This is a genomic window from Pseudomonadales bacterium, from assembly GCA_024234615.1.
GTDB lineage: Bacteria > Pseudomonadota > Gammaproteobacteria > Pseudomonadales > IMCC2047 > JAJFKB01.
The window spans coordinates 279,487-304,957 of sequence record JACKNY010000002.1; the positions used below are offsets into that span (position 1 = coordinate 279,487).

General features: G+C 51.3%; 18 protein-coding genes. 9 read left to right on the top strand and 9 right to left on the bottom strand.

The window, feature by feature from the left end; genetic code table 11:
* Nucleotides 1-42: 42 nt before the first annotated feature.
* Genes H6995_10475 through H6995_10500 form a run of 6 tightly spaced genes read right to left on the bottom strand, consistent with a single transcriptional unit; the run spans nucleotide 43 to nucleotide 7,696 of the window.
* Nucleotides 43-1,377, bottom strand: coding sequence for a ferric reductase-like transmembrane domain-containing protein (locus tag H6995_10475; protein MCP5215421.1), 1,335 nt, complete (start codon nucleotides 1,375-1,377; stop codon nucleotides 43-45).
* A gap of 14 nt (nucleotides 1,378-1,391) precedes the next feature.
* Nucleotides 1,392-1,601 carry a hypothetical protein gene (locus H6995_10480; GenBank protein ID MCP5215422.1) on the bottom strand — a complete coding sequence of 70 codons (210 nt, stop codon included), beginning with the start codon at nucleotides 1,599-1,601 and terminating at the stop codon, nucleotides 1,392-1,394.
* A complete protein-coding gene (locus H6995_10485; protein ID MCP5215423.1) occupies nucleotides 1,567-1,869 on the bottom strand; it encodes a hypothetical protein in 303 nt (100 codons plus the stop codon). Before H6995_10485 ends, H6995_10480 begins: the two co-directional genes overlap by 35 nt.
* A 33-nt stretch (nucleotides 1,870-1,902) precedes the next feature.
* The gene (gene adeC, locus H6995_10490) at nucleotides 1,903-3,360 is read right to left on the bottom strand and encodes an AdeC/AdeK/OprM family multidrug efflux complex outer membrane factor (protein ID MCP5215424.1); all 1,458 of its coding nucleotides are present in this window, start codon (nucleotides 3,358-3,360) and stop codon (nucleotides 1,903-1,905) included.
* A 3-nt stretch (nucleotides 3,361-3,363) separates the two neighbouring features.
* Nucleotides 3,364-6,507 (bottom strand): efflux RND transporter permease subunit, encoded by a 3,144-nt coding sequence (locus H6995_10495; GenBank protein MCP5215425.1) that lies wholly within the window; start codon nucleotides 6,505-6,507, stop codon nucleotides 3,364-3,366.
* A gap of 19 nt (nucleotides 6,508-6,526) precedes the next feature.
* Nucleotides 6,527-7,696: an efflux RND transporter periplasmic adaptor subunit gene (locus H6995_10500; protein MCP5215426.1), complete on the bottom strand. Its 1,170-nt coding sequence runs from the start codon at nucleotides 7,694-7,696 to the stop codon at nucleotides 6,527-6,529.
* Between the two features lie 170 nt (nucleotides 7,697-7,866).
* On the opposite strand from H6995_10500, the gene H6995_10505 reads away from it, so the two are divergent.
* Nucleotides 7,867-8,382 carry a MarR family transcriptional regulator gene (locus H6995_10505; protein MCP5215427.1) on the top strand — a complete coding sequence of 172 codons (516 nt, stop codon included), beginning with the start codon at nucleotides 7,867-7,869 and terminating at the stop codon, nucleotides 8,380-8,382.
* A gap of 91 nt (nucleotides 8,383-8,473) precedes the next feature.
* Here the strand turns inward: H6995_10505 and guaA are convergent, their stop codons facing one another.
* Both guaA and guaB read right to left on the bottom strand, forming a co-directional pair.
* Entirely contained in the window at nucleotides 8,474-10,051 is a 1,578-nt protein-coding gene (guaA, locus tag H6995_10510) for a glutamine-hydrolyzing GMP synthase (protein MCP5215428.1), read from the bottom strand.
* Nucleotides 10,052-10,228: 177 nt separating this feature from the next.
* On the bottom strand, nucleotides 10,229-11,704 hold the full coding sequence (gene guaB / locus H6995_10515; protein ID MCP5215429.1) for an IMP dehydrogenase: 1,476 nt from the start codon (nucleotides 11,702-11,704) through the stop codon (nucleotides 10,229-10,231).
* A 145-nt stretch (nucleotides 11,705-11,849) separates the two neighbouring features.
* Between guaB and H6995_10520 the strand changes: the two genes are divergently transcribed.
* The 5 genes from H6995_10520 to H6995_10540 all read left to right on the top strand — a co-directional run bounded on the left by H6995_10520 (nucleotide 11,850) and on the right by H6995_10540 (nucleotide 20,245).
* Nucleotides 11,850-13,202: an exodeoxyribonuclease VII large subunit gene (locus H6995_10520; GenBank protein ID MCP5215430.1), complete on the top strand. Its 1,353-nt coding sequence runs from the start codon at nucleotides 11,850-11,852 to the stop codon at nucleotides 13,200-13,202.
* A gap of 20 nt (nucleotides 13,203-13,222) precedes the next feature.
* Nucleotides 13,223-14,062, top strand: a complete 840-nt coding sequence (locus H6995_10525; protein ID MCP5215431.1) for a peptidoglycan DD-metalloendopeptidase family protein — start codon at nucleotides 13,223-13,225, stop codon at nucleotides 14,060-14,062.
* A 106-nt stretch (nucleotides 14,063-14,168) separates the two neighbouring features.
* Entirely contained in the window at nucleotides 14,169-17,192 is a 3,024-nt protein-coding gene (locus H6995_10530) for a response regulator (GenBank protein MCP5215432.1), read from the top strand.
* Nucleotides 17,170-19,323: an EAL domain-containing protein gene (locus H6995_10535; GenBank protein MCP5215433.1), complete on the top strand. Its 2,154-nt coding sequence runs from the start codon at nucleotides 17,170-17,172 to the stop codon at nucleotides 19,321-19,323. The genes H6995_10530 and H6995_10535 overlap by 23 nt, the downstream gene beginning before the upstream one ends.
* Before the next feature lie 226 nt (nucleotides 19,324-19,549).
* A complete protein-coding gene (locus tag H6995_10540) occupies nucleotides 19,550-20,245 on the top strand; it encodes a hypothetical protein (protein ID MCP5215434.1) in 696 nt (231 codons plus the stop codon).
* A 270-nt stretch (nucleotides 20,246-20,515) separates the two neighbouring features.
* Here H6995_10540 and H6995_10545 read toward each other — a convergent pair whose 3' ends face one another.
* Nucleotides 20,516-21,016, bottom strand: a complete 501-nt coding sequence (locus H6995_10545) for a pilin (protein ID MCP5215435.1) — start codon at nucleotides 21,014-21,016, stop codon at nucleotides 20,516-20,518.
* A 495-nt stretch (nucleotides 21,017-21,511) separates the two neighbouring features.
* Here H6995_10545 and pilB point away from each other — a divergent pair, with 495 nt between their 5' ends.
* From pilB to H6995_10560, 3 genes are read left to right on the top strand one after another with little or no spacing between them, the layout of a single operon-like run.
* On the top strand, nucleotides 21,512-23,227 hold the full coding sequence (gene pilB, locus H6995_10550) for a type IV-A pilus assembly ATPase PilB (protein MCP5215436.1): 1,716 nt from the start codon (nucleotides 21,512-21,514) through the stop codon (nucleotides 23,225-23,227).
* A 2-nt stretch (nucleotides 23,228-23,229) separates the two neighbouring features.
* Complete coding sequence (locus H6995_10555) at nucleotides 23,230-24,453, top strand: type II secretion system F family protein (protein ID MCP5215437.1); 1,224 nt, start codon at nucleotides 23,230-23,232, stop codon at nucleotides 24,451-24,453.
* A gap of 17 nt (nucleotides 24,454-24,470) precedes the next feature.
* Entirely contained in the window at nucleotides 24,471-25,355 is an 885-nt protein-coding gene (locus tag H6995_10560; GenBank protein ID MCP5215438.1) for a prepilin peptidase, read from the top strand.
* Nucleotides 25,356-25,471: the final 116 nt, after the last annotated feature.

A 25,471-nucleotide genomic window follows, 5' to 3' on the forward strand; every position in this document is an offset into this window, starting at 1 on the left:
ATGGCAGAAATATTGATGTATGGTATTCACATGGCTTTACAGTTATCGCATCTCGAAAAACTCGCGATGAAAGTTTGCCGCCGGTAGTCCGTTGGCCAGAAAATCCTCACGCAGGGCATCACCGAAAGCCGCGGGCCCGCAGAACCAGACACCCGTCGAACGCCATTCCGGTACTAATTTACGGATTCGCTCACCCGTCAGGCGGCTATCCTTTGGTGTAACGAACAGATGCAGTTTTACGTTAGCCGCTTCAGCATCGGCCGTAAGCTTGTCAATCGCCGTCTGGTCAAAATCCGTCGTCGCATGGAACAGATCGATCTCCTGCTCGCCCGGCGTGTGGGCCAGATGCTTCATTCGCGCAATAAACGGTGTAATGCCAATGCCACCCCCAATCCAGATCTGCCGTGATCGACCGTCATTGAAATCGAAACAACCGTAAGGGCCTTCCACGGAAACCGGCGTACCCACTTTTAGTCTGTCGCGCAACCGACTCGTCCAGTCACCCAACCCCTTGGTTATAAACGTCATCCTGTGCTCTTCCGGATTCCACGCAGAGGCAATGGTGTAAGGGTGGGCACCCTCGCGTTTGTTGGATATGACAAATGCGAACTGCCCCGGTACATGCCCCTGCCATCCGTTGCCCACATCGAGAGTGCCTTCTATGACGTTCAGTCCTGGATAGTAAGTCACTGACTCGATGACACCTTCCGCTTTGCGTCTGGCACCCACTTGGCCAGCCAGTACCAGCAAAGCCGACATGGTTCCCCCCAGCATCAGGATCGCCAATACCCAGCCGACAGGTTGCGACCAGTAGCTAAACTGAGTAAGAACAACGGTGTGAAACACCAGCGCCAGGTAAGCAATCGCAAGCCAGTTATGGGTTTTTCTAAACAGGTGATACGGAAATTTCTTTATCAGTGCAAGAACAATGAGGATCGCCACGATATAGAACACCCATTCACCAACAGATTCGGCCAGACCGCGCTGGCTCCGCAGCAATTCTTCAGGTGCTGAGAGCATCTGCTCAATGACTGGTTTGCGCTCGGGTTTTGTCAGCCAGCCCCAGCCGACCATCCACTTGGTACCCTTCGCCCACCACCAGTGAACCGTTGCAACAACCAAGGCCGTGACGCCAAGCCATTTGTGCAGACGGTACATCTTGTCTAGCCCGTTCAATGGACGCTCGATCAGTTTTGGCCGTAGCGCAAGCAGCAATGCCGCGCTCATGACACCGATGGCGACCACCCCGGTGTACTGGACAAATACACCACGAAACGAAAAATAGTTGAATGGGTCTGGTATTAATGTGTCGGCGAACAGCCACAGCGCACTTAGTGCCAGCAACAGTCCCCAAAAACTGAGTTTGATCTTGCTCATAGTGAAATATGATCCTATGCGTTTGCTATCCTCAGAATCGGCTTGATGGTTTTTCCGGTTTTTGAGTCTTCGAACGCCTGGTCGATGTCCTCAAAATCGTAAATACCCACTAACCTGTCGAAAGGCAACAGGCCTTTTTTATGATAATTCACCAGTTCGGGAAGTATCATCTGTGGCACGGTGTCGTCTTCAATAACGCCTATCAATGCCTTGCCTTCGGCCATAATTTCTTGCTGAATGTTTGAACGTCACTTCACCGGTAAAACCAACAATGGCACATTGACCCAGTGGGCGCAGACCTTGAACAGCCTGCTTGACCACCGGCGCAACGCCCGTTGTATCGATTGCATAATGCCGAGCATGACGAGTACCAGTGCCGCGACAGTGATTCAACCTGAAGATCAAACCGTAGCAATCCAGCGTGTCGCGCAACGACACATCGTTAGCGCTAGGGTTTAACGGAGGATTCATTGTGTTCGATTCAGAAGTCATGGTGTTTCTCCTTGTCATCGCGCGCATTGGAAACTAGCGAGCGACCGCAATCGCATCAGGCGCGCTGTCGGCCTCCTGCCAACCGCTCCCGAGCACTTTGTAGAGGGTCACAAGATTGGTCGACCGTGAAAGTTGGGTAGCGATCAGGTTTTTCTGGGCACTGTAGAGCGCGCGTTGCGCGTCGAGCACGTTGAGATAGCTGTCGATGCCGCCGCGGTAGCGTACCTCGGACAGTTGGTAGGTCACTGCGGTGGCATCCGTCAGCGAACGCTGCGCAGCGAGTTGATTGTCAATGTTGCTACGCAAAGCAAGCGCATCGGCCACCTCGCGGAAAGCGGTCTGGATTCTCTTCTCATACTGCGCCACCAGCATGTCGCGCTCGACCTCGGCGACGCGCAGATGGGCGCGGTTGCTGCCAGCGTTGAAGATCGGCAGCGTCACCTGCGGCAGGAAGCTCCAGGTGCCGGAACCGGAGGCGAACAAGCCCGACAGACTGTCGCTGGCAGTGCCCGCGCTGGCGGTGAGCGTGATGCTCGGGAAAAACGCGGCTCGCGCCGCACCGATGTTGGCATTGGCGGCGAGCAGTGCGTGCTCTGCCTGTTGCACATCGGGACGCTGCAACAACACCTCGCCGGGTAGTCCAACCGACAGCTCCGACATTACGTCGCGCAATTGATCCGGCGCCGCCGGCAGCAGGTCGGCCGGGACCGGCGTACCGAGCAGCAACGCCAGTGCATTGCGGTCCTGTGCGACCAGGGCGGTGAAAGCCGCGACGTCGACGCGCGCCGCATCGACGCTGGTCTGGGCCTGGCGGGCGTCCAGTTCGGAGGCCACGCCCACCTCGAAGCTGCGGCGTGTGAGCGCGTAGGATTCGCTCTGGCTTGCTAGGGTCTCCTGCGCGAGCCGCAGGCGTTCCGCGTCCGCGCTCCAGGTCAGGTAGGCGCTGGCGACTTCGGCAACCAGGCTGATACGCGTACTGCGCGTCGCCTGTTCGCTGGCGAGATACTGTTCCAGCGCCTGGTCCTTGAGACTGCGCAGCCGCCCGAACAGGTCGAGTTCCCAGGCGGAGAAACCCAGATCGACGGCGTACTCGTGACTCGAACGCGTGCTGTCATTGCCCGACAGCGTGAACAACGCGCGCTGGGCACTGTACCCGGCACTGGCATCGACAGACGGCAACAGGTCGGCACGCTGGATACGATACTGCGCCTGTACCTTTTCGACGTTCAGTGCTGCCACGCGCAGGTCGCGGTTATTTTCCAGCGCCAGTTCGATGAGTCGCTGCAGGGCAGCATCGTTGAAGTAAGCGCGCCATTCGAGATCGGCCGCAGCGCGTGCGTCCTGCTGCGCTTGCGGCGTGTCCGCCGCTTTGCTGGGCCAGCTGTCGGGCACCGGCGCCGGCGGGCGCTGGTAGTCCGGTGCCAGCGTGGCGCAACCGCCGAGCAACAGTGCGGCCAGTACCGTGGTGGTAGCTTTGCTAACTGTGTACATGATTCACGCCTCTCCCGTGGCGGGCGCATCGGGCAGCGCCACGGTATCGGCTTGAGTGCGGATGAAACGCTGCCGGATCATCACGAAGAACAGGGGCACGAAGAAAATACCCAGCAGCGTCGCCGCCAGCATGCCGCCCAGTACGCCGGTGCCGATCGCATTCTGGCTGCCCGAGCCGGCGCCGTTGCTGATCGCCAGCGGCAGCACGCCGAAACCGAACGCCAGCGAGGTCATAATGATCGGTCGCAGGCGCCGGCGCGCTGCTGCCATGGCTGCGTCGACCAGTGCCATACCCTCTTCCTGCAGTGCCTTGGCGAATTCCACGATCAAAATGGCGTTCTTGGACGCCAGCCCGATGGTGGTCAACAGGCCGACCTGGAAGTAGATGTCGTTGGGCAGACCTCGCAGTGTGGTGGCCAAGACCGCGCCGAGCACGCCCAGCGGCACCACCAGCATCACCGAGAACGGTACCGACCAGCTTTCGTACAATGCCGCCAGCGCCAGGAATACCACCAGGATGGATAGCGCGTACAGCGCCGGGGCCTGACCGCCGGCCAGGCGTTCTTCAAAGGACAACCCTGTCCAGCTGAAACCAACCCCTGTGGGCAGTTTGGCGATCAGGCTCTCCATCGTTGCCATGGCTTCGCCGGAACTCACACCCGGCGCCGCCGCACCGTTGATCTGCAATGCAGGCAGACCGTTGTAGCGCTCCAGGCGCGGTGAACCGTAGCTCCATTCGGCGTCGGCGAAGGCCGGGAACGGTACCATTTCACCGGCGCTGTTGCGCACCCACCAGTCATCGAGGTGTTCGGGCAGCATGCGGAACGGTGCGTCGGCCTGCAGATAGACCTTCTTCACCCGGCCCTCGTGTACGAAGTCATCCACGTAGGCACTGCCCCAGGCGCTGGACAGACCGGCGTTGATGTCGGCAATCGACAGGCCAAGGGCGCCCGCCCTGGTATGATCCACGTTAACCTGCAACTGCGGTGTATCGTTGAGGCCGTTGGGACGCACGCCGACCAGGCGCGCATCCTGCGCAGCCATACCCAGCAACTGGTTGCGCGCCTGCATCAGCGCGTCATGGCCGACATTAGCCTGGTCCTGCAGGTACAGATCGAAACCGTTGGCGGTGCCCAGTTCCATCACCGCCGGCGGCGGGAAGGCGAACACCTGCGCATCGCGGATCTTGCTGAACGCCTGCATGGCGCGGCCGACCACGGCATTGAGACTCAGGTCGGGAGTCTGCCGCTCGCTCCAGTCTTTCAGGCGCACGAAGGCGATCGCCATATTCTGGCCGCTGCCGGCAAAACTGAAGCCGGCCACCGCGACCATCTGCTCCACCGCGGGATCACTCAGAAAATGCGCTTCCACCTGCTCGATCACTTCCAGTGCGCGCTCCTGGGTGGCGCCCGCCGGCAGCACGATCTGGTTGAACAGGATGCCCTGGTCCTCGTCCGGCAGGAAGGCCGTGGGTATGCGTAGGAACAACGCCGCCATGACAGCCACCAGCAGGCCATAAACAAACAGCGAACGGCGCCTGCGCATCAACATACCGCCGACCAGTGCCAGGTAGCCGCCACGGGCGCGCTCGAAACCGCGGTTAAAGGCGCCGAAGAAACCGCCGCGCGCGGCGTGTTTCTCGTCATCGATGGGCTTGAGCATGGTGGCGCAGAGCGCCGGTGTGAACACCAGCGCCACCAGCACCGACAACAGCATGGCCGAAACGATAGAGATGGAGAACTGGCGGTAGATCACGCCCGTGGAGCCGCCGAAAAACGCCATCGGCACGAACACCGCCGACAGCACCAGCGCGATGCCGATCAGCGCGCCGGTGATCTGCCCCATGGACTTGCGCGTCGCCTCGCGCGGCGACAATCCGTCCTCACGCATCACGCGCTCGACGTTTTCCACCACCACGATGGCGTCGTCCACCAGCAGGCCGATGGCCAGCACCATGGCGAACATGGTCAGGGTGTTGATGGAAAAACCGAACGCCGCCAGCACGCCGAAGGTACCGAGCAGCACCACCGGCACCGCCAGCGTAGGGATTAGGGTGGCGCGCAGATTCTGCAGAAACAGGTACATGACCAGGAACACCAGCACGATCGCCTCGCCCAGGGTAAAGACGACTTCACTGATAGAGATACGCACGAACGGCGTGGTGTCGTAGGGGTAGATCACCTCCATGTCCGCCGGAAAGTACTGCGCCAGCTCGTCGAGCCTGGCGCGCACGGCGTTGGCCGTATCCAGCGCATTGGCGCCGGTGGCCAGGCGCACCGCCATGGCGGCGGCCGGTTTGCCGTTGTGGCGCGCCAGCTTGCCGTAGGTTTCGTTGCCCAGCGTCACCCGCGCCACATCGCGCAGGTACACGCGCGCGCCGTCGGCACCGGTCCGCAACAGGATGTCTTCGAACTGCTCAGGCGTGTTCAGACGGCTCTGCACCGTGATGGTGGCATTGAGCTGCTGCCCGGGTACGGCCGGTGTCGCACCCAGCTGGCCCGCCGAGACCTGCGCGTTCTGCGCCTGGATCGCGGCTGTCACGTCATCCGGCGTCAGGCCGTACTGGTGCAGTTTGTCGGGATTGAGCCAGATGCGCATCGCATACTGCGAACTGAATGCGGTCACTTCGCCGACACCGGGTACACGGCTGATGGGGTCCTGCACGCGGCTGGCCAGGTAGTCACCCAGGGCGCCGTCGTCGAAACTGCCGTTGGGGGACACCAGGCCGACCACCATCAAAAAGTTGCGTACCGACTTGGCCACGCGCATGCCCTGTGCCTGCACTTCGGCCGGCAACTGGGGTGTGGCCAGCTGCAGCTTGTTCTGCACCTGCACCTGCGCGGTGTCCGGGTCGGTGCCGTTCTCGAAGGTCAGTGTCACGGTACCCGCGCCGGTCGATTCACTGGTGGACGAGATATAACGCAGACCGTCGAGGCCGGACATCTGTTGCTCGATAACCTGGACCACCGTGTCCTGCACCGCCTGTGCCGAGGCGCCCGGGTAGCTCGCACTGATACTGATCTGCGGTGAAGCGATGGCGGGATACTGCGCGATGGGCAGTGCAAGGATGGACAGGGTACCCGCCAGCATGATGACGATGGCGATCACCCAGGCGAAGATGGGACGGTCGATAAAGAATCGGGCCATGGTCAGTGTCCTCGCAGGTTCAGTTGACGGCGCCGGCGCCGGGTTCGTCGTTGCTGCTGGCCGTGACCAGCACGGCCGTGGCCCTGTCGCCCGGGCGTACCTTTTGCAAACCGTCCACGATCACGCGTTCACCCGCGTTCAGACCATCGCGCACCAGCCACTGGCTGCCGGCGGCGCGCGCGACATCGACAGGCCGGACCTCGACCTGGTCGTTGTCATTCAGGATCATCACGCTGGCCTTGCCCGTGTGGTCGCGGCTGACCGCCTGCTGCGGCACCAGCACGGCGTGTTCCGTGACACCCTCCTGCACCCGCGCACGCACGAACATACCGGGCAGCAGTTGCTGTTCCGGGTTGGGGAACAGGGCGCGCAGGGTGACGGAGCCGGTGCTTTCGTCCACGGTCACCTCGGAGAATTCCAGCGTGCCCTTGTGTACATAGGTACTGCCGTCTTCGAGTATCAGTTCCACCTGCGCCGACAGTTCATCCGGTCGCTGAACCTCGCCCTTGCCGAGGGCCCGCTTCAGGCGCAGCAGTTCGGCGCTGGACTGGGTGACGTCCACGTAGATGGGATCGAGCTGCCGAACCGCCGCCAGCGCGGTTGCCTGGTTCGCTATCACCAGCGCGCCCTGCGTGACCGTGGAACGCCCGATACGCCCGTCGATCGGCGCGGTGACGCGCGTGTAGCCGAGATTGATGCGTGCGGTTTCCAGGGCCGCCTTGTCCATCGCCACCGTGGCCTGCGCCTGTTTCAGCGCCGCGACGGCATCGTCATTGGCTTCCTGGCTCACCGCCTTGACCTTCACCAGTTCCGCGTAACGCTTTGCCTTGAGACGGGCCGTGGTCAGCGCCGCCTCGTCGCGCGCCAGCGTCGCCGCGGCGCTGTCGTAGGCGGCCTGGTAAGTCGCCGGGTCGATCTGATAGAGCACCTGCCCCGCCTCGACATCGCCGCCCTCCCGGAACGGGCGCTCGAGAATGATGCCGGTGACCTGCGGACGCACCTCGGCAATGAGGTAAGGCGCGGTGCGGCCCGCCAGTTCCGAACTGACGGCCAGGGACTGCGGCGCGACCTCGTGGACACCCACCGTCGGTGCCGGTGCCGCCGCCTGCTGGCCAGTGCCAGCCGGTTCGGAGGAATTCGATACGCCCCAGGCAGACAGCAGCGACGCCAGCAGCAGGACACTCAGCATGCCGGCAATGCCCGGGTTTCGGAATATCTGAAAAAGTGTGGTGGTCTGTTTCATGCAATCCGGCCCATTTATCTTTCCAGGAAGATAACTATAGTGACATCTTATCTTTCTTGCAAGATATTTATTTTACGCGTACCATGAGTAAAAGTTACCAGGCGGGAGTTACACCGATGGCAGACAACTACACCTCGGACCAGATCATTGGGTTCATAAAGAAAAACTGGCCGGACATGCACAGTCCCACCCATGAGTTTGCCGTCTACATGAACCGGGTTCACGACCTGGGTTTCGCCCGCGCGCAGGAGGCACTGGCAGGCTTCAACCTGACAGTCGGCGAATTCGATATTCTCGCCACCCTGCGCCGCTCCGCCCCGCCTCACGTCCTGACCCCCACCGAACTGCAGCGCTCCCTGCTCATCACGTCGGGCGGACTGACCAAGCTGCTGTACCAGCTGGAAGCCGGCGGCCTGGTCAACCGCTCAGTGCAAGAACAGGACAAGCGCAGCAAGCTGGCTCACCTCACGCCGAAAGGGAAAAAAGTCGCGGAAAAAGCCATGAAGGCGATACAGGGCGTGACCAGTGAATGGCTCGGCGAGGCGCTGTCGCAGCGCGAGCTGGCGCAATTAAAAAATCTGCTGGGCAAGACTGCCCAGGCTCTGGAAAAGAGCGATTCCGATGGTGCCTGATTACCCGTTGCCTCTCAGGGTCGGCTCACCCATCGATCGCTTATCAAGAGCAGACACCTTCCGGCGCCTTTCTCCCGATTCAGTCGCAGCCCTACTCCCACTCGATCGTTGCCGGCGGCTTCGAAGAAATATCGTAGGCGACGCGGGAAATACCCTTCACTTCATTAATAATCCTGCCGGAGACACGTTCTAACAATTCATAAGGCAAATGTGCCCAACGCGCTGTCATAAAGTCGATGGTTTCCACCGCTCGAATGGCAACAACGTATTCATATTGGCGCGCATCGCCCACCACGCCTACCGATTTCACCGGCATAAAAACGGTAAAAGCTTGGCTGGTTTTATGGTAATAGTCCGCTGCATACAGTTCTTCAATAAAGATTGCATCCGCTTCGCGTAAAATATCAGCGTATTCTTTTTTAACCTCGCCGAGAATACGCACGCCAAGACCGGGACCGGGGAACGGGTGACGGTAAACCATGTCGTAGGGCAGACCCAATTCCAGACCGACTTTACGTACTTCATCTTTAAACAATTCTCGTAGCGGTTCTACCAATTCCAGCTTCATGTCATCCGGCAAACCGCCAACATTATGGTGCGATTTGATCACATGCGCCTTGCCGGTTTTCGCGGCGGCGGATTCAATCACATCCGGGTAGATAGTCCCCTGCGCCAACCAACGTACATCCTTGAGCGTTTCGGCTTCACGGTCAAATATCTCGATAAATGCGTTGCCGATGATTTTACGTTTTTTCTCTGGATCATCAACGCCTTTCAAGCGCGCCAAAAACTCATCTTCGGCATCGACGCGGATAACCCGTACGCCCATATTTTTAGCGAACATGTCCATAACCTGATCACCTTCATGCTTGCGCAACAAACCGTTATCGACAAACACACAGGTCAGTTGTTCGCCAATTGCACGTTTCAACAGTGCCGCAACAACGGAGGAATCAACACCACCCGACAAGCCTAACAGCACTTTATCCTTGCCTACCTGATCACGCACTTTGGTAATGGCATCCTCAATAATATGCGCGGGCGTCCACAGTCCTTCGCAACCGGCAATATTTTTAATGAAATGTTCCAGAATTCGCAGACCTTGCAGGGTGTGTGTAACTTCCGGATGGAATTGAACACCATAAAAATGTCTTGTCTCATCATACATCCCCGCTATCGGCGCGGACTCCGTCGACGCTAACAGAGTAAAGCCCTGCGGCATCTGCGTTACTTTATCGCCATGACTCATCCAGACATCAAGTAGTGCTTTTCCGGACTCATCCAAGTGATCGGCAATACCCTCCAGTAATTGGCTTTGTCCCTCAACCGCAACCCGCGCATAACCGAACTCACGTTCATCAGAAGCCTGCACTTCCCCGCCCAGTTGTGTCGCCATCGTTTGCATGCCGTAACAAATACCTAATACCGGCACCCCCATTTCAAAAACCATTTGCGGGGCCCGTGGCGTGAGCTCCTCGGTAACCGATTCGGGACCACCAGCCAAAATAATAGCTCGTGGGTTAAATGTCTTGATCGCATCGGCAGCCATGTCAAAAGCGTGGATTTCACTATAGACGCCAATTTCGCGTACACGCCGTGCAATCAACTGAGTATATTGAGAACCGAAGTCCAAAATAAGAATACGTTCGGCATGTATGTCTTGATGCATTATTTAGAGTTCCACTTCATGGTTCTGGAGGATAAAAAACGGGGCTTAATGCCCCTAGCTTGTTTTGTTACTTTTTACTTTTACTGTGTCCGGTTGAAGCCGAGCCCACAAACTACCTATGTATCTTTAACATTGCCTGATCACAAATCAGACTAATGCGGTTTCAAATAATAAGTGTTAGCTCACCCGATAATTCGGTGCTTCCTTGGTGATGGCAACATCATGGACATGGCTTTCATTCATACCAGCATTGGTTACCCTGACAAACGTTGGCTTGGTGCGCAGCTCTTCAATGTCAGCGCAGCCTGTGTAACCCATGCTGGCGCGCAAACCACCTATCATTTGCAGGACAATAGAAGATAAGGGGCCTTTACAAGGCACTCGTCCCTCAATACCTTCCGGCACAAGCTTTTCTACACCAGCATCTTTATCTTGAAAATAGCGATCACTGGAGCCATTTGACTGTCCCATCGCACCAAGCGACCCCATACCACGATAGGCTTTGAAAGTTCGTCCCTGATATAGCTCCACCTCGCCGGGCGCCTCATCGGAACCAGCCAACAAACTACCGACCATAATCGCATGTGCACCGGCTACCAATGCCTTGGCCAAGTCGCCGGAAAAACGTACGCCGCCATCAGCAATCAGCGGAATATCATACTCTTTAAGTGCCTTCGCCACATTCGCCACTGCTGTAATCTGGGGCACACCAATGCCCGTGACTATACGGGTAGTACAAATCGAGCCAGGGCCAATACCCACTTTGACCGCATCCACACCCACATCCGCCAAGGCTTTCGCTGCCTCACCAGTGGCAATATTACCGCCAATCACCTGAATATGCGGATAATGCTGCTTCACCCATTTTACGCGACTAATCACACCCTCTGAATGGCCGTGTGCAGTATCAACAACTATGACGTCAACACCCGCTTCCACTAATGCCGCTACCCGATCCGGGGTTTCCACACCAGTTCCAACAGCCGCGCCCACTCTTAATTGACCTTGCCCATCTTTACAGGCGTTCGGGAATGCTTCCGACTTGAAGATATCTTTGACGGTCATCAGGCCTCGTAGCTGAAACTCGTCGTTTACGACCAGTACTTTTTCGATACGATATTTGTGCAGTAAGGATTTTACCGCTGCGGCAGTCGCGCCTTCTTTTACCGTAATCAGTCGCTCTTTCGGTGTCATGATTTCTGACACTTTGCGGCTTAAGTTGTCCTCAAAGCGAAAATCCCGTGAAGTGACTATTCCCACCAAACCGCTCGCGTCCACCACCGGTACGCCGGAAATATTGTAATGACGCGTAATGTCGATTAATTCCCGCACCGTTTTATCGGGCGTAACGGTAATGGGATCTTTCACAACCCCACTCTCATATTTTTTGACCGCTCTGACTTCGCGGGCCTGTTGTTCGACGGAATAATTTTTATGAATAATACCGATACCCCCTTCCTGCGCCATAGCAATCGCAAGTCGCGATTCGGTGACGGTATCCATTGCCGCCGAAACCAGAGGGATATTCAGGTTTATAGTACGCGTAAGCCGCGTTTTTAAAGAGACGTCCTTAGGCAGCACTTGGGAATAGGCTGGCAGCAGGAGTACGTCGTCAAAGGTGAGGGCATCTTCAGCAATACGCAACATAGGCACAACTACTCCAAAAGTGTAAAAATAACCGGCTATTATAGTGAACTTGGCGATCCATATAAACCAAATTTATTATAAGATTATTTATCCTCAATCACTTTGACACGGCAATGAAAAGCTCGGTTCAACCCTGATATACTGCACCACTATGCGCGATACTCAGATTACAGCTAAAAAAATATATTCAGTCGGCGAATTAAACCGCCATGCTCGCAATCTTATCGAAAGCGAATTCAGCCAGCTCTGGGTCGAGGGCGAAGTTTCCAATTTTGTCCGCGCAGCTTCCGGTCATTGGTATTTTAGTCTCAAGGACGAGCAGGCTCAGGTTCGCTGCGCTATGTTCAGTAGCCGTAACCGGACCCTCGGATTTCTGCCCAAAGATGGCGCTCATGTCATACTGCGGGGCAAAGCCAGCATTTATGAGGGCCGTGGTGAATTTCAGCTCATTGCTGAAAATTTGATGCCTGCAGGGGAAGGCTTGCTTCAACAACGGTTTGAGGCGCTGAAGCAAAAACTTGCTGTCGAAGGCTTATTCTCTAACGATTACAAGCAACCCATACCTATGCTACCACGCCATATTGGCGTAATCACCTCTCCGACAGGAGCAGCAATTCACGATATTTTGACCGTCTTACAACGGCGGTTTCCAGCACTACCTGTCACCCTCATTCCTACAGCAGTGCAAGGTGCCGAGGCAGCTAAACAGATTATTAACGCGATAGCGCTGGCTAATAATGCACTGGAAATAGCGCCCTTCGATGTACTGATTGTTGGACGCGGTGGCGGCTCGCTGGAAGATTTGTGGTGTTTCAATGAAGAAGAGGTCGCCCGTGCCATCTTCGCTAGTAAAATTCCGATCATCTCAGCAGTCGGACATGAAACAGATTTCACCATTGCTGATTTCGTTGCCGATTTACGCGCTCCCACCCCTTCCGCCGCCGCGGAAATCGTTGCGCCAGACCAGGACGAATGGCAGCGTAATCTGATTGCTTACCGGCAATATTTGGGCGACGCGATAAAACGTCAATTATCACAACGAAACATCGCCCTTAACGCCATACAAAAAAGACTACGCCATCCGGGCCGGCGACTACAGGATTATGCACAGCGTTTGGATTATATCGAAACTCGTCTTTCACATGCGGCTAGCAGCGGGCTAAAACTACGCCGAGCTAGGCTTGCACACATTTTTGCGGAATTAAGGCAGCACTTACCATCGCACCAAATCAAGCGCCTGGCTTTACAAAACAAGCAAATGGAGCAAAGGTTATGCGCATCGATCAAACAAATACTTTTTAATCAGCAGCGCCAATTACAATCCAAAGCGCAGCAGCTCAACGCTTTTAACCCTTTGGAAACCCTGCATCGGGGTTACGCCATTATCATGGATCAAAACGAGCAAATCGTTCGGAATGCTGTTCAGGTCGAAGTGGGTGACCGGGTGACGGCCAGATTGGCATCAGGTCGTCTGCATTGTCTGGTTGATGGAGTTGAGGAATGACGAAACATTTGTCGCTACAGATGCTTTTTACCAGCTGGTTATTCTTGCTAGCAAGCAGTGGCGTCGAAGCCAAAACTGACTTCCCTCAACACAGTCCGGTTCCGGGTGGTGTCGCACTGGTCAGCATACCCCGCTCGCTAACGTCTGACGCCAGCGTACCGAAAGTCTACTTTGAAAAAAATCGAGTAATGGTTTTACCTACAAATGAGCCGGAGGCGCAATGGATAGCCGTGATAGGGATTCCTCTTTCCGCCAAACCGGGGCCGCAGCAGTTGCAGTTCATGGATGCAGACGCAAAGGAAAACACCCTCGTCTTTGAGGTCAAGCCAAAAACCTATGAAGAACAACGTATTCAGCTGAACAACAAGCGACAGGTCAACCCGTTAAAACAGGACCTTGAGCGTATTCAGCGCGAGCAGTCGGAAATGGTCAGCGCCTTTAAAAGCTGGCACTCCACCTCGCTAGAATTTTCTCGTTTTGAACTTCCCACCAAAGGTGAAATCAGCAGCCCTTTTGGACTCCGTCGCTTTTTTAATGATCAGCCCAGAAACCCGCATAGTGGCTTGGATATTGCCGCCCCAGAAGGGACACCCATTTACGCCCCTGCCAGCGGACAAGTCATGACAACCGGCAATTACTTTTTCAACGGGAATACGGTGTTGATAAACCATAACAATGGCTTAGTTACCATGTATTGCCACATGCACGACATTAACGTTGCCCCCGGCGACTCACTTGAAAAAGGGGCGCTACTTGGCTTCGTCGGTAAGACGGGCCGTGCCACAGGGGCTCATCTTCACTGGTCCGTCAGTCTGAATAATACGCGTGTTGACCCGGTCCTGCTGCTAGACCACAAATAATAATCATTCATCCTTTTCTCTACATTAGCCATTTCTCTAAAAACGTCTATTCTTAAAGAATTCGGACGTTTTCATTCACCAAAAATCAATCAATGAAGTCACTCTCATGAGCCAAATGAAACGCTTTACCGTTGCTGCAAAATTCAATAGCGTAGTGGTTATTTTTAGTTTAATCATCACGACTGGTGTGGTTGCGTATTTAACTTTTCGAGAATATTCCTACGCCCAAGAGCGCCTCCTTTTTGAGGCAGTTTCTTCTACCGCTCTCCCCGGTCACGTCCAAGAATTGGCCATCTATTACGCCGAGCCAGAGCTGCTAGAGCATGTCATGAGTTCCTTGCTAAAAAACCCATCGTTAGACTATGCCGCAATCTACGATTACAAAAACAAATTGATTACGCAGAAAAACAAGAGAACGCTCGATGCCATCCCCAGCATTAGCCAAGCCAGACAACAAACTGACGCTTTGGAACAATCAACTTATACTTATGAGGGTAATATCAGTGGCGACAAATATTATGATTTGGTGATCCCGATTTTTTCACCAATCAACCCCAGTTTTAAAATGCTTGAAAAAGAGGATTTTGTAAAAAACCTGGCGGATTTCGGCCCCGGTCGCAGCCAATACGTTATGGGCTATGTTCGCTTGGGTCTGAATCAAGCGACCATCATCAAACAAACTATTGATTACTTTATGGTTCTCTCCATCGTAGCATTATGCCTAGTGCTGTTAAGCACCTTGGTATCGATGGTCATTACTCGCCGTATTACTGCGCCATTAAAAGAGTTGGTAAAAATTTCTAAACGCATTTCTGAAGGCGATTTTGACGTCAGAATGCCAAGCAACAACTCTTATGAAATAAAAGAAGTCGCCTCTAGCATGAATTACATGATCAAGAGCGTGGAGGCTTATCAAACCAAGTTGAAAACCAGCCATGAACTACTCGCCCTAAAAGTAAAAGAGCGTACCGCGCAACTTTCAGATAGTAACAAACAATTGCAAAAGGCTATTTCCGAGGCTGTCTCAGCAAAAGATATCGCTGAGCACGCAAGCCGCGCCAAGAGTGAATTTCTAGCCACTATGAGCCATGAAATCAGAACTCCGCTGAATGGAGTTCTCGGCATGACGGATATGCTGACAAAAACAGCACTTTCCCGCGAGCAACAAAAATTCACCAGCGTCATTCAAGAATCCGGGCGGGCTCTGCTGGATGTAATCAATGACATCCTGGATTTTTCAAAAATTGAAGCTGGCAAACTCGAACTAAACGCTACTCGCTTTAATTTGCGCAGACTCGTCGAAGATATCATTAATATGTTCGCTAGCCTCGCCCACAATAAAGGACTGTCGCTTAATTACAGTATTCCCCAAAATTTGAACCTAACGGTAGAAGCCGATAGCGTCAGGCTACGTCAGATTCTTTCCAATCTAATTAGCAATGCCATCAAATTCACACACAAAGGTGAAATTCATTTATCACTCAAGTTAGTCAGCACTCAGTCTGGTAGAAGCCGTATCCGCTTTGAAGTGAATGACACCGGCATCGGTATTAATAAGAGCAAACTAGATCAAATTTTCCTGGCATTCACTCAAGAAGATGGTTCAACTACCAGAAAATTTGGTGGCACCGGGTTGGGGTTGGCTATCTCTAAACAACTCATCGCACTGATGGGCGGAGAAATCAAGGTGACAAGCCAACCGGGCAAGGGCACTCAGTTCTGGTTCGAAGTGGAAATGCAAACAGAAATTGACCAAAGTCACCCACCCAAGTCGCAAGCCGATTTACTTCAGCATCTTAAAATCCTCGTGCTTGAGCCAGCAGATCAACGAGTGAGACAAGTCGTTGAAGAGTGGAAAATAAAATGCGATTCCGTCGACGCGGTCGACCGCCTGACAGAACGCCTGAGAGAAAATTCATCGGAGCAAGACCAATATAATACATTGATCTTTCAAGCTGGTCTCATAGGTGACCATCAGGCTGACCTGCTGACATTGATAAAATCCGAACAAATGGCGCACAGGTTCCAAATACTTTGGATTAACTCGCCTCTGCAACCAATCAACACAGAACCATTTGAAGCCGTGGCGGAAAGGCTGGTTACGCTCAGCCAACCATTACACCAATCCGATCTCTATGACTCCCTTGTGAGCTTAGCAATGGTCAAAGATGAGTTTACCAAAGCACCCGCGGTAGCCAGTGTAGACCAAACCAGCACCATACGACCCAACGCCAAGTTCTCCGCCAAAGTGCTGTTGGCGGAAGACACCGTGGTCAACCAAGAAGTCGCGATAACCATGCTGGAATGGCTTGGCTGTGAGGCTACACTTGCCAAAAATGGTCAGGAAGCAGCCGATCTTTTCGTGTCCGGCAATTTCGATTTAGTTTTTATGGACTGTCAAATGCCCGTGATGGACGGCTACGCGGCAACCTCAGCGATTCGAAACAAAGAAGGCTTTAGTAATGTCACTAGAAATGCTGAACACACGACCCACACACCTATCATTGCACTGACAGCTAACGCCGTTGAAGGTGAACGGGAAAAATGTTTAGCAGCAGGCATGGATGATTTTTTGACTAAGCCATTCCGACATCAAGACATTGAGGCTATGCTCAAAAAATGGTTACCTGTTAAAGCCATCAACAAGCAGGAAACCATTGCATCAGTAAGAGATATTCCAGAGCCTGCGCCCACCCAGAAGGACAATTCACGCCTGGTTACGGAGTCTCCGAGCAATGACTCAGCAAACAAGAAGGTCACCAGCATTAACCGTAAATCACTGGATAATCTCAGGGCTATTCAGACACCGGGCGGTGCTGATATTGTCAGCAAAGTGATTAACGCTTATCTGTCCGAGTCTTCCAATCTGTTGAAAAAATTACAGCAAGCGAAAAATGATAATGACCCCGCCAATCTATACAAGCTCGCACATGCCCTTAAATCCAGCAGCGCCAATGTCGGTGCTTTGACACTTGCCGATTTCTGTAAATCATTGGAAGCGATTGGTCGCGGGGGCTCCATGGAAGGGACGGCAGAATTAGTCGAGTCGATTAAAAACGAGTACCACAACGCAACCTCCCAATTAAAACATGAGCTAGATAATGACTATGGAAAGCAAGCCTCTGCCTAACAACAAAGCCTTGGTTGTCGATGATGACATTACTATTCGCATCGCCATGCGCTCCGTGTTGGAGGGCCTTAACTTTAGTGTCACTGAGGCTGGGGATGGCGAAGAAGCGTTAATTCGCTTTGAAGAAGAAACACCGGATATCATCGTCTTAGATATCGAAATGCCCATACTAGATGGGCTTTCGACCTGCACAGAAATTCGTAAAAAGGCTGCCGGAAAGCATATACCTATCATTATGTCCACAGGCATGGATGACGAAGCATCCATTAACAACGCCTATGAGGCTGGCGCTACAGACTTTATCGTCAAACCCATTACCTGGCCGGTGTTTGGTCATCGCGTTCGCTATATTTTACGTGCGGCACAAGCTATCGCTGACTTTAGACAGGCCGAACAGTTGGCATTACGCCTCGGTAAAGTTATCGAAAGCTCCTCCAATGAGATTTATATTGCTGATGCAGAAACACTCCTACTCAAACAATTAAACGCCAGCGCACGTGACAACACAGGATATTCCGCTACCGAATTTTTGGACATCAGATTAACAGACATTATGATGGCTTACGGACAGAGCTTTATCTCTGAGCTGCTTAACCGGCTTGAAGGCAGTAGTCGCCCCGAAGCCTTTCTCAAAAGTGATATTCAACGCAAAGACGGTTCTTTTTACCCCTCTGAAATCCGATTACAACGTTCACCCGGCGAAGGCGGTGACTTGGTAGTTGCTATCGTTCAGGACATTACCGAGCGCAAGCAAAATGAAGACAGGATGCGTCAACTTGCCTATTTTGACAGCTTGACGGGGCTGCCCAACCGAGCGCTTTTCACAGAGCAACTGGAGCAGATGCTTGAGACCGCCAACCGTCACCAGCATAAACTCGCTATTCTTTTTATCGACCTGGATAACTTTAAACGGATTAACGACTCCTTGGGGCACACTGTTGGTGACTCTCTCCTAAAAGAAATCAGCCAGCGGCTACTAACCTGTATTCGGCAGAGTGATCTAATATCACGGTATGTGGACGCAGACACCGAAATTAGCGTCTCTCGGCTCGGTGGCGATGAGTTCACCATCGTACTCAATAAAATTGAAGATACCGACGTAGCGGCTATTGTGGCCAAACGCCTACTCAACACCCTCAGCCGACCAATGATGCTGGACGGACACGAAATAGTGGTCACGCCCAGCATTGGCATTGCACTGGCGCCCTTAGATATCGATAGTGTTGAAAACCTGCTCAAACATGCTGATACCGCTATGTACCACGCTAAAAATAATGGCAAAAATAATTACCAATATTACTCCAGCACCATGAACGCCATGGGACTGGAACGCTTGACCTTAGAAAGCGAGTTACGCAAAGCACTAAAGAGCGACGAGCTAGTGGTGTACTACCAACCACAGATTGACATTCATAATGGCAAGATTACCGGTGCAGAAGCGCTGGTGCGATGGAAACACCCTAAACACGGGCTGGTCGCACCGGATTATTTTATACCTCTCGCTGAGGAAATGGGTGTGGTTGTCGAACTCGGCGACAGAATTTTGCATGAAGCTTGTCAACAGGTTAAACAATGGCATGACAAAGGCTTAACGCTCGATAAAATCGCAGTCAATTTATCCAGTCTACAATTCAGTCAACCGAACCTTATCGGGGCCATCCAGAGAACCTTATCCGATACGGGACTGCCCGCCAAGCACTTAGAACTTGAGTTGACAGAAAGTATTATCATGAAAAACCTGGAAGCTACTATCAAGGTATTAGAAGAACTCAAAGACATGGGAATATCCATATCCGTTGACGATTTCGGCACCGGCTATTCTTCACTCAATTATCTAAAACGCTTCCCACTCGATGAGCTTAAAATCGATAAGAGTTTTATTGTCGATATCGACACCGATGCGCACAATGCCGGCATCGTCACCGCCATCATCGCCATGGCAAAAAGCCTCGGCCTAACTTTAGTTGCCGAAGGCGTAGAAACAGATAACCAACTCAAGTATATTCGTGACGCTGGCGTGATTACCGTACAAGGGTTTTTGTTTAGTAAGCCGTTGCCTGCGGAAGAGTTTGAACAATTGCTGGGACGGTATAATTTTTTGGCTTGTTTAGGCAGGAGTGAAGTGGCTTAGTCAAGGTTTGCGACTAATAGAATTTAAACACATATTCTGAATACAAAAATAAGCACCCTTAATATCACCTTCCAAATTAATTATTCCAATTAGTCGCACGAGATGGCCACAGTAAAATATCAAAATCATATCGTCTGATAAAATTTTTCTGTCTGTAGATACATAAAACTAAATTGGATAACCTTAAATCTACTTCTTCAGATTAATAGGTTCTAATTTTTTTAAAATGAAAATAAATAGCATGAATCGATGGCAAGCATTCTCAATACACTTGTGCATTAGTAGTGTAATTTTTGTAACCTTATTATTCATTATTGTAGCTTTTTGGTATCCAGGAGTTTTTATTTATCTGGGCGGTTGGCTTGGGATCAAAATTGTGGCAGCTGTTGATATGGTACTTGGGCCACTATTAACGCTAATAATCTTCAATCCAGCAAAAAAGAAATTAAAAATTGATCTAACAATAATTGCTGCTATACAAATAAGCTGTTTAGCCTATGGAGTATGGACAATAGAGCAACAGCGACCTTTAGTACAGGCTTTGCTGGATGACAGGTTATATGTCATTCCCAAAGCTCAGTACAGGGCAGTAAATATAAAGTTAGACTTCCTGGATAGAATTCCGGGCCCTAGTCCTAAAATAGTTATGCTAAATTTGCCGGATAACCATAGTATAATTGCGATGGAGGTCGTTAATGGCTTTTATGTGGAAAACCCAGTACATCTACAAACTCAAAAATACATCCCGATTACTAACGCAGTTGATAACCACACCTATCAGGATAAACTAATGTGGCGCTTAAACCGCTTAGACTTTGATAGGGAGAGAAACTGCTATTGGTTGCCTGCTGAATCATCTTACTATAAAGGTGAACTATGTTTTAACCTTGAATTAGGGGCCATAGCCCAGCGCTCCTTTTGATGGAATAATCTGCTTAATTAAAGACCATCCTCTTGTCTCATAGAGCCAAGATTCGATTAGAATCAATCGGCTCGCAGCTTCGCCTCTTCACAACCTGTCACATCATGTTGTTGCGTTTCACTTCGTTCGCTGTGATCAACTTATGGAAGGACTTGCCTGCTAGCGCGCACCCATGCTGGACACACCACAAAAAAAGCCCCATTAAAAAATGGGGCTTTGAATCAGATGCTAAGAGAAGAGAAGCACTGTAGCCGCATCTCTCATCCTAGATTACTTGCATTCCGAAGGAGCAAAACGTGCAGGTAATGTTCCAGCGGCAAATCCAGCAAACCCAGCTGCTGCTGCACCTGTCGCAGCGCAACGCCAAGCAAGTGAATCATTGGGCGGAGTAAACGCGGCTGTTCCTACTGGCAAAATAGTGCCCACAGGAGAGTTAGGAGTATAAACCAATGTACCACCACCAGCTGCAGCTGTCATAGTTACCGTAATGACACCCGTAGCTGGCGTAATAGCAACGCCTGTGACGTTAGACGTTGCTGTTGGGCTGGTATAGCCCGTGTTGTACCCCGTAGCAGCACCTCGGGGGTTACCAGAAGCAAGTACATCTGCCACATTAAGTTTAGCCGCTGATGCCGCTACCATACCTTCCGTTACCCGGCCGCGGGTAGTGTAATCCTGATAAGCAGGCAAAGCCACCGCCGCCAAAATACCAATGATCGCGATCACGATCATTAACTCAATTAATGTAAAACCCTGTTGTACCTTTTTCATAATCATACTCTCCGTTTTAGAACACTCAAAATTGCTTGAATAAACTGCTGTCGAAAATAAGTATGGCAAGGGTTGTGCCAAAATCAAAAAAATAATCAATTATTTGTTAAGTCATTGTATTTAAAAATTTTATAAGCGCATTTAAGGTTAGAAAAGAAATCACTTCGATGCCCCAGACTTGATAAGCCATGATCTAAAATGGCGTTGACTGACAAATTGTGTCACTTTGCTCTATCGCAATTCTGACTTGAACAATAAAATCAGGCGAACCCTATTTGCGGTTTTAAGGGTATCCGATAAGATAACCTGCTATCGATTAAGGCACACAACCTGTCGAAAGTCTGCTTGGTGCAGCGAGGACACTTCTGGATCAATGCAAAATAAGGCTGCATAATTTTGCGGTTATCTATTTTTATTATTATTTCCAGGTTTTGCACCTATAATATATGAATTCAGTGCTATTCTGATTTGCTAACTATTTGAAAGACAGAGATTATGGCTCCACAAGATATAGCGGCAGTGCAATTAAGCGGTTTGGCGAAGCGCTTGGTGAGCGACCAAATCCTCAATGAAAAACAAGCTGTCGAAGCGTACCAATATTCGAAAAAGAACAAAATCCCCTTCGTTACTCACCTGGTGCAAAGTGGTTTAGCCAATAGCAAATCCATCGCTATCGTTGCCGCCGATGAATTTGGTACGCCTCTGCTGGACTTATCTGTTTTTGATACAGAATTTTTCCCGAAGGAACTGGTTGATGCGAAATTAATTCGCAACCTGCATGCCCTGCCATTATTTAAGCGCGGCAACCGTTTGCACGTCGCTGTATCAGACCCCACTAACCTACAAGCCCTGGATGAGTTTAAGTTCAACACTGGCATATCGACCGATGCCATTTTGGTTGAGGAGTCCAAGCTTACGTCTGCCATTGAAAAATATCTGGATGATGCGGACGCCACGCTCGGCGACCTCGAAGACACCGACTTAGAGAATCTGGATATTTCGGATGGTTCTGAGGAAGATGAGGATGATGGCGCCAGAGGGGCAGATGAAGCACCTATTGTTAAGTTTATTAACAAAATTTTATTAGATGCCATCAAAACCGGGGCTTCGGATATTCACTTTGAGCCCTACGAAAAACGCTACCGTATTCGTTGTCGCACCGACGGTATTTTGCATGAGGTTGCCAATCCTCCATCGAATCTTGCACCAAGGCTGGCTGCCAGATTGAAAGTAATGTCGCGTATGGATATTTCTGAGCGACGAATCCCCCAAGATGGCCGTATCAAGATGAAGCTTTCCAAGCAACGAGCCATTGATTTTCGTGTAAACACCCTGCCTACGCTGTGGGGAGAAAAGGTAGTGTTGCGGATTCTTGACCCGAGCAGCGCTAAAATGGGAATCGATGCGCTGGGTTATGATGAGGATCAAAAAGAGCTTTACATGAAGGCGCTATCTCAACCGCAAGGTATGATTCTAGTTACCGGACCTACCGGTAGCGGTAAAACGGTTTCCCTATATACCGGCTTAAATATCCTTAACACCCCTGAGCGCAACATCTCAACCGCCGAAGACCCAGTAGAAATAAACTTAGAAGGTATCAACCAGGTTCACGTCAACCACAAGGTCGGACTTGGTTTTCCGGAAGCGCTACGCTCATTTTTACGTCAAGACCCTGATATTGTCATGGTGGGCGAAATTCGAGATCTTGAAACTGCTGAAATTGCAATAAAAGCGGCGCAAACTGGACATTTGGTACTTTCTACACTACATACTAATAGTGCACCGGAGACGCTAACACGTTTGCGCAATATGGGCGTACCTGCATTTAATATAGCAACCTCCGTAAGTTTGATTATCGCGCAACGTTTGGCACGTAGACTTTGTGAAAGTTGTAAAAAACCAGCTGACATACCGCATGAAACCTTAATTGAAGAGGGTTTTACGGATGAAATGCTGCAAGGAAAAGAAATATTCTCACCCGGCGACGGCTGTAGCCAATGTTTAAATGGCTATAAAGGCCGGGTCGGCATCTACGAGGTTGTGAAAGTAACGCCGGAAATTGGCCGCATTATTATGGAAGAAGGCAATTCTCTGGACATTGCTTTAAAAGCTAAAGAAGAAGGCTTTAGAAATTTACGTGTATCGGGCTTAATGAAAGCCGCTCAGGGTATAACCAGCTTGGAAGAAGTCAATCGAGTGACGAAGGATTAGCAATGGCGACGAATACAGCGAAAAATTATACTTTTTCATGGCAAGGCACCGATAAAAAAGGGCAGAGAACCGATGGTGAAATTAATGGTGCCAATCTTGCCTTAGTTAAAGCGCAGTTGCGTAAACAGGGTATTAACCCTACCAAAGTGAGAAAAAAGCAAACTTCCATCTTTAGTGGGCCGAAAAAGAAAAAAATTACCGCTGGCGACATTACCCTTTTTACCCGCCAGATGGCGACCATGATGAGGGCTGGCGTCCCGTTGGTTCAGTCTTTCGATATTGTTGCGGATGGGCTGGATAATATTTCCCTGAAAGCACTTATCATGGAAATCAAAGGCGATGTATCCTCCGGCACTAACTTCGCTACCGCATTACGCAAACATCCCCGCCATTTTGATGATTTGTTTTGCAACCTTGTAGAATCAGGTGAGCATTCCGGTGCGTTGGAGACTATGCTGGACCGCTTAGCAACCTATAAAGAAAAAAGCGAAACGCTCAAGAAAAAGATCAAAAAAGCGATGACCTATCCCATTGCGGTGGTGGTTGTCGCCATTATTGTTACCGGAATACTGCTGGTAAAGGTTGTGCCCACCTTCGAAGAGCTGTTCCAGGGTTTTGGTGCTGAGTTACCCGCGTTCACTCAGTTTGTTATCGGAATTTCCAACGTCCTACAAGAATGGTGGTTCATTTTTGTGCTGGGGCTCATTATTTTTATCATTGCATTTAGGGAAGCGAAACTGAGATCAAAGAAAGTGGCAAATGCAGTGGATCGATTCGTTTTGAAAATTCCTGTCACCGGAGAAATTCTGGAAAAATCAATTTATGCGCGTTTCGCGAGAACGCTCTCCACCACTTTTGCAGCTGGTGTGCCACTGGTTGAAGCCCTGACGTCAACAGCAGGCGCAGCCGGAAACGTAGTCTATGGCACCGCCATTAAACGTATTCGAGAAGACGTTGCTACAGGCCAGCAATTAAATTTTTCAATGCGCAATACCCGTGTTTTTCCCAATATGCTGATCCAAATGACGGCTATCGGCGAAGAATCGGGAGCATTGGATGAGATGCTAGATAAAGCCGCTGAATTCTATGAAGAAGAAGTCGATAACGCCGTCGATAACCTAACGGCCTTGATGGAGCCGATGATTATGGCGGTATTGGGGGTGGTCATTGGAGGCCTCATTGTGGCTATGTATCTCCCCATCTTCAAAATGGGCTCTGTGGTTTAAACGTAACCATCCAAACAATGCATGTAGTTAATTTCTTAGCCACCAACCTGTTTGCATTGGTTGCGGTAACCGGGCTCCTTGGTCTCTTAGTTGGCAGTTTTTTAAATGTTGTTATCTATCGCGTGCCGCTTATGCTGCAACGCGAATGGGAATCGCAATGTCAGGAGTTCATCAGCGAAAATAACTCCGCGGCAGTCGCGACCAACCCAGCGCCTTTTAACCTGCTGCATCCCAACTCACATTGCCCCCACTGCGAAGCACCAATTCGTGCCTGGCAGAATATACCTATCATTAGTTACCTTTTTTTGGGCGGTCGATGCGCGCAGTGTAAAACTTCGATTTCCATACGCTACCCTATTATCGAAGCTATTACTGGAATTCTTTCCTGCGTAGCAGTTTGGTACTTTGGCGCCACCTGGCAAGCCGCTGCCATGTTGCTTCTCAGCTGGGCATTGATTGCTTTAACCATGATTGATTTCGATCACCAGTTGCTCCCAGACAACATAACACTTCCGTTACTTTGGTTGGGTCTGGTCGCAAATAGCTTTGGGCTATTTTGTACCCTACCCGATGCACTCTGGGGTGCGATATTCGGATATTTAAGCTTGTGGTCGATTTATTGGGGCTTTAAGTTACTTACCGGCAAGGAAGGCATGGGTTACGGTGACTTTAAGCTATTGGCAATGTTGGGTGCCTGGTTCGGTTGGCAGCTGTTGCCGATGATTATTCTGTTGTCCTCCTTGGTTGGAGCAGTCGTCGGTATTTTCATCATGATATTAAAACATAAAGGTAAAAGCGTCCCGATTCCTTTTGGCCCATACCTCGCCGCTGCGGGTTGGATAGCCGCTCTTTGGGGCGAGCAATTAACTCAAGCCTATTTGAAGTTTGCTGGGCTGAATTAGTAAGGGGGCTTCCTTTCCCTCACACCAGCCCCAAATAGAGAGGGGGTTTCACACCAAGCTGGAATTTTTGATCCCTAGGGTACCACTCGCAATATGCGCTAAAACCATTTATTCTC